General features: G+C 41.5%; 4 protein-coding genes. 3 read left to right on the top strand and 1 reads right to left on the bottom strand.

Features of this window, described 5'->3' with window-relative positions; translation table 11 throughout:
- On the bottom strand, window positions 1–2,258 hold a 2,258-nt coding region (locus CSC79_RS15755), incomplete at its 3' end, for a prolyl oligopeptidase family serine peptidase (protein WP_099296699.1).
- A gap of 449 nt (window positions 2,259–2,707) precedes the next feature.
- Here CSC79_RS15755 and CSC79_RS15750 point away from each other — a divergent pair.
- The 3 genes from CSC79_RS15750 (at window position 2,708) to CSC79_RS15740 (ending at window position 6,282) form a co-directional block, all read left to right on the top strand.
- Entirely contained in the window at window positions 2,708–3,715 is a 1,008-nt protein-coding gene (locus CSC79_RS15750) for a LacI family DNA-binding transcriptional regulator (RefSeq protein WP_099296698.1), read from the top strand.
- Window positions 3,712–4,932, top strand: a complete 1,221-nt coding sequence (locus tag CSC79_RS15745; RefSeq protein WP_099296697.1) for a glycosyltransferase — start codon at window positions 3,712–3,714, stop codon at window positions 4,930–4,932. Before CSC79_RS15750 ends, CSC79_RS15745 begins: the two co-directional genes overlap by 4 nt.
- 117 nt (window positions 4,933–5,049) lie before the next feature.
- A complete protein-coding gene (locus CSC79_RS15740) occupies window positions 5,050–6,282 on the top strand; it encodes a threonine/serine exporter family protein (protein WP_099296696.1) in 1,233 nt (410 codons plus the stop codon).
- Window positions 6,283–6,368: the final 86 nt, after the last annotated feature.

Raw genomic sequence — 6,368 nt, 5'->3', positions numbered from 1 at the left:
CTTTGCATAGGGAAAGTGCCAGAATTCGGGTCTTCTTGACCATGGATCATTAACATTGGCTCGTTAATTTTCTCAGCGTGAAAAAACGGTGACATCGCTGCATATACATCTTGAGCCTGCCAAAAGTCACGCTCTTCACCTTGGAAACCAAATGGCGTGAGTGTGCGATTATAAGCGCCACTTCGTGCGATTCCTGTTTTAAATAAATCGCTGTGTGCTAATAAATTTGCCACCATGAATGCGCCATAGGAGTGACCAGCAATGGCAATGTTATCTTTATCGGCAATGCCTTTTTCAACCAAAACATCCACTGCTGCTTGTGCACTAGAGACCAATTGCTTTCTAAATAAGTCATTAGGCTCTTTGCCATCGACCCCTACGATTGGCATTTTCGGGTCGTCAAATACCGCAATCCCTTTAGCAAGGTAGGGCATTGGCCCCCAATAACCTATATAGGTAAATGCATAAGGCGACTCACGCACTTGAGATGCTACAGCTTTATCTTTATATTCTAGTGGATATGCCCACATCAAGACAGGTAACGTACCTTGTGTTTTGTCATACTCTGGCGGTAAATACAGTGTGCCAGTGAGCTCAACACCATCATCGCGCTTATAACGAACAAGCTCTTTAGTAACCCCCTTAAATGCTGGATAAGGGTGTTCAAATGTAGTTAGCTGGGTGAGCGTATCGTCACTTAAATCTCTAATAAAGAAATTTGGTTGCTCTGTTTTAGATTCACGAATCGTTATTAGCCTATCACCTTTATCATCAAGCATGGCACGAACCCGCTCGTAATAAGGTGCTTTAGACTGCCATAATCGCTTTGTGGTATTTGTTTTAATGTCGTACTGATCTAAAAAAGGCACATTTCCTTGTTCAGAAGCACCATTGCCTCGCAGATAAATATAGCGCCCACCGACGACTTTAATTACATTACTGCCTAAGTCATTGCGCTCATAAATAGCGCTGCCTGGGTTTTTGTAAGCGTCATTGTAGCTACGCTGTGAAAACAGCGTTCGATTTCTGTCTGCGTTGCGTGGTTGTATCACAAACGTGCGAACTTGGCGGTCGCTAAAACGCCAATCACTGAGCATAGCCACATTATCGTTTGCCCATTCAATCCCAGCAAATCGACGCTCGACTTTTGCAAATAATTTAGGCTCTCGCTTAAATGGAGCGCGTAAGCTATACAAATAATCATGGTGATCTACTTTGGTTTTCATATCGCCGCCGTCTTGAGCTTCTGCCCAAATCACTTCAGCACCTTGATCAGCTCGCCATTCGAAATCGCGGCGGCCTACCCGAACACTGTCATAACCCTGTGGGATATTATCAGCGAGAGGTTGCTTTGCTAACTCAACCAACGCATAGCCTCGCATTCCCCATATTTGCCATGTTGTTGCAAAGCGACTGTAAGGTACTTGGTACGAAAATGGCTCGTCAATACTTCCAACCAATAGGTTTGTTGAATCAGGGGATACAGAAAATGACTTGAACAACGCAGGCTTACCAATAGCACGTGCTATACCACTGAGCGGGATATAGGTTAATTGTCCTTGCCCATAAAACTTAAATTGTTGTTCATCAAAAGGACTCGTTAATAAATTTTGATATGTACGCGCAGGCGCTTTTTCGCCTGTACTTTGCTGAATCACTGGAACAACATTCTGTGTATCTGTGGTTAATCTTTGCTTAGCGATATTTACCGCGGTGTTAGCTACAATAGCTGTACTGTCAGGCAACCAAGTATATGGACGACTCGTTAAAACAGAATTTAATGCTACGTCAGATAGTTGGCGAGCTTGTTTGGTTTGTGTGTTGTATACCCATAAATTAGCCTGATTTGCTTGCTCTAAAACAAAAGCTAAGTACTGGCTGTCTGATGACCACTGAGGAGAACGCATAATACCTGAAGGAATATTAGTAACTTCAATCACGCTACCTGTTTCGATATGTTTTAAGGTCAATGCATTAAATTTTGTACGCGCTCGTGAGCGAGAAAAATTAACTGGGTTTAACTTAATTCCAGCGAGTTTAAACTCTTCTTTAGCAAGGTCATCGAGTGACTCAATTCGTTTACGATCAAATAGTGCAAGCCACTGACCATCGGATGATAAATAGCTACTCGGTGCTAATTTAGCATCGACCAAAGCAGCGAGATCACTCGAAGGGGTTTGATATCCTTCGTTCGCATGGGTGTTTTCAATTACCCCAAAACTTATTATCAGGGCAAAAAAAAGCAACATTGCTCTCATAGTGTGTCCTTTATTATTTTTAAAATAGTAGCGCTATATAAGCATGATTTGCAAAGCGCATAAAGTTTTTAAGTTAATCACTGATTATAAGTACAAACAGACTTCGCTAAATACAAGCTTTACTGACTTTATCGCTCAATTTAAGTTAAACTAAGTGATTACGGTACCTCTTTAATAACAATTTGGGTCTGTTGACCTTTGCGGATTAAAGTTTGTTCAAACTAGGGGCGGTTTAATCGCGGCGCGAGGTTTGTAACCTAGTGGGCTAAGTCAAAACCGAGCTACAAAGAGTAAATAGCCCTAGGCAGAACCCGAAGGGCAGCGCCTGTTTGGCATTGATACTGCGTTATCGCCTATTTATGGGGAATAACCACACCACATAAGCGCTGCATTGCCTAAATACCAAACAGACTGCTGCAAATTTAACCTTTAAAGGTAAACAGACCTTAATGAATAACAAAACCGATAAAGTCACTATTTTTGACGTTGCGCGAGAAGCTCAAGTCTCAAAATCAACGGTGTCTTTAGTACTCACACAAAGCACTAAAGTCAGTACTAAACGCAAAGAACGAGTTTTACAAGCTATTGATAAATTGGGCTATGTATATAATCGTGATGCCGCAGCTTTAAGAGGTAAACGCTCAAATTTAGTTGCACTAGTAATTAATGATTTAACCAACCCCTACTCTGCCCAATTAGCGGTTAGTCTAGAGGGTTATATTTACGACATGGGGATGCTGCCAATGGTCGTAAATACGGCTGAAAATTGGCAGCGCCAACAACACATTGTTAAAACACTAAAAGAATACAATGTCGCTGCGTTTATAATGTGCCCAGTACCCGGGACAGAACAAACCTGGGTAGACAACCTTATTGCCAGTGGTTCACCTGTTATCAATATTATGCGTGAAGTGCCATTTAGTAACGCACCCACTGTTTTACCTGATAACAAAAAAGGCGCACACATTGCTACGGCGCACCTTCTTGAACAAGGCATCACCGACATTGCCTTTTTAGGGGGAACAGATGATATTTCTGACCACCTAGAACGTCTCAGTGGGTTTAAGTCTGCTCTTACACAATTCAATATCAATGAAGATAAGCCAGTAATTCAAGCACCTACAAACCGCCAAGGCGGTCGTGATTCATTTAACTCGCTGTATTGCGTTCATCCAAATATAAAAGCCATCATCTGTTTTAGCGATGTTATTGCCTACGGGGTTATTGAGGCTATACAACAACATGGGCTTTCGGTGGGTAAAGATATAAAGGTAGTTGGATTTGATGATTTAACCGATTCTAAATTAATGTCCCCGTCATTAAGTACGGTGTGTATAAACGCCGATGAGATTGGTAGGCGCAGTTGCCAAATTTTACAAGAGCTGCTTAGCTGTAATACCGCGCCTTTGCGTACATTGGTCGATGTAAATTTACAAATTAGAGATTCAAGCAAATGAAAAAAGTGTTAGTTATTGGCTATGTATGGCCAGAGCCAAATTCATCCGCTGCGGGCACGCATATGATGTCGTTACTACACGCGTTTAGAGCACAGAGTTGGCAGGTTGAATTTGCAAGTCCAGCTCAAAAAACTGAGCATATGGAAAACCTAGAGCAGCATGGCATCTCATCACAAACGATTACTCTTAACTGCAGTAGTTTCGATGACTATGTAACAACATATAATCCTGACATTGTTATGTTTGATCGTTTTATGATGGAAGAACAGTTTGGTTGGCGCATTGACAAACATTGCCCTAATGCCATAAAAATACTCGACACTGAAGACTTGCAGTGTTTGAGAAATGCGCGTCACGATGCCCATAAAAGTAAGCGAGCATTTAGTAAAAGTGATTTACACTCGGATATCGCAAAACGTGAGATAGCGGCTATTTTAAGATGCGACCTTAGCTTGATTATTTCAAGTTATGAAATGGCGCTGCTGGCTGATGTATTTAATGTTGATAGTCGCTTATTACACCATTTACCTTTCATGGTTGACTTAGCATCACTGCCTACTCAAACAAAGTCCTTTACAGAGCGACAGCACTTTATGACGATAGGGAATTTCCGCCATGCTCCTAATTGGGACGCAGTACTTTATTTACAAAAAATTTGGCCACTAATTCGTAAACAGCTCCCCACTGCTGAACTTCATATATATGGCTCTTATCCCCCCCCTAAAGCGACAGCACTTCATAACCCTAAAACGGGCTTTTTAATAAAAGGGTGGGCTGCTGATGCCTATCAAGTAATGGAAGAGGCCAGAGTGTGTTTATCTCCTTTGCGATTTGGCGCGGGAATTAAAGGTAAATTACTTGAAGCAATGATAATGCAAACCCCCAGTGTTACTACTTCAATTGGCAGTGAAGGTATGCATGGCGAATTTCCTTGGCCGGGTATTATAGAAAACTCTCCACAAGAATTTGCAAACGCAGCTGTTTTACTGCACCAAGATGAATGTACTTTTTTAAACGCACAAAAAAATGCGCATACCCTACTGAATATTCATTATGATAAAGCACTGTTAGCAAAGCGCTTTATTGATAAAGTAACGGCTATTGAAGCCGATTCAGCAGCACACAGAGAAGCAAACTTTACTGGACAAATGCTTAAACATCATACGATGCGAAGCACCCAGTATATGGCGCAGTGGATTGAAGCAAAAAACAAATAAAAAAAACTAGACAGAGGTTTATATGTGTTTAAAATCGCGGCAAAACAAGTTAGGCAAGTTTTGATGTATTGTCTATATTTTTTAACTGAATAATTTAAATTTTGGTTCAATACTCACTTGAAAACCGCAACGTTTACTGAAAAACGAAAATTTATAGTAAAGCTAGGCAAAATGCTCCATAAGTACGGCACTCCTGCGTACCGACTTGAAGCCCACTTAATGGAAATTGCCACTTACTTAGGCCTTAAGTCGTCATTCGTTATGTCACCAACCTCTGTGACATTCGTAATATGGACAGATGGTCACGAAGATGAATACACTCACGTTGCACGCGTCGAGCCGGGTGATCACGATCTTGGCTCGTTGGCTGACACCGATGATCTTGTTAATAAGTTGCTCAATAAAGAGTTAACACTGCAAGAAGTCGATGAGCAACTTGACATCATTTTTGATGCCCCTGCACCCTACAACCGAGTTTTAACAGGTATTGCATTTGCAACCTCTGGCGGTGCGTTTGCCATGTTGATGGGAACCAGTTGGAATGATGTTCTATGGTCAGGCTTATTGACCCTAATCGTTTATTTATTTGTGCTTTGGTCAGCGCGCTCAAAACGCGTTGGGCACATGCTTGAACCCCTGGTAGCTATTATTTCAGCAATATTGGCTTGTGCAATTAGTGTTTATATTGACGCACAGATCAATATTCGCCTTATCGTACTCTCCGCCATAATTGTCTTTATACCAGGGCTCGCACTCGCACTTGGTTTAGCAGAGCTTGCTGCAAGGCACTTAGTTTCTGGTACTGCACGAGTCATGGATTCGTTTATGCTTTTATTTAAGCTTTATTTTGGTGCATTTATCGGTCTGGCAATTGGCTTTGCGCTGTTTGGACAAACAGACTTTGTGCCACCAGAACCACTCCCAAAGTGGACTGCTTGGCTTGCAATTCTGCTTTTGTGTAGTAGCTTAATCGTTATTTTTAGAACAAAATTAAAGCATGCGGCATGGTCAATTGCTTCTGGCTTTATAGCCTACGGAACCAGTGTTGGCCCAGCCATCTATTTAAACTTAGATTATACTTTAGGTACATTTATAGGTGCCTTTTCAGTGGGTGTTTTTAGTAATTTATTTAACCGCGTCGCTAATGCACCTGCCTCTATCGTCGCCATGCAAGGCCTGATTGTATTAGTACCGGGTAGTAAAACCTATATCGGCCTAAACTCTTTGATTGAAGGGCAAGACTTTGTCTATGCTGATCATATTGGACAGCAAACTTTTTTAATCTTTATGTCGCTGGTTGCAGGGTTAATATTTGCCAACGTCGCACTCCCTCCAAAGAAAAGCCTATAAATAGATGCTTAGCGTAAGCTAAGCATCTATTTAACCTGAACTCTGGCTAAGAGATGTACTAACGTATTGATATTAAATCACAAATA

The organism is Pseudoalteromonas sp. 3D05 (assembly GCF_002723455.1).
Classification (GTDB): Bacteria; Pseudomonadota; Gammaproteobacteria; order Enterobacterales; family Alteromonadaceae; genus Pseudoalteromonas.
This window is presented reverse-complemented; position numbering and strand designations above follow the sequence as displayed.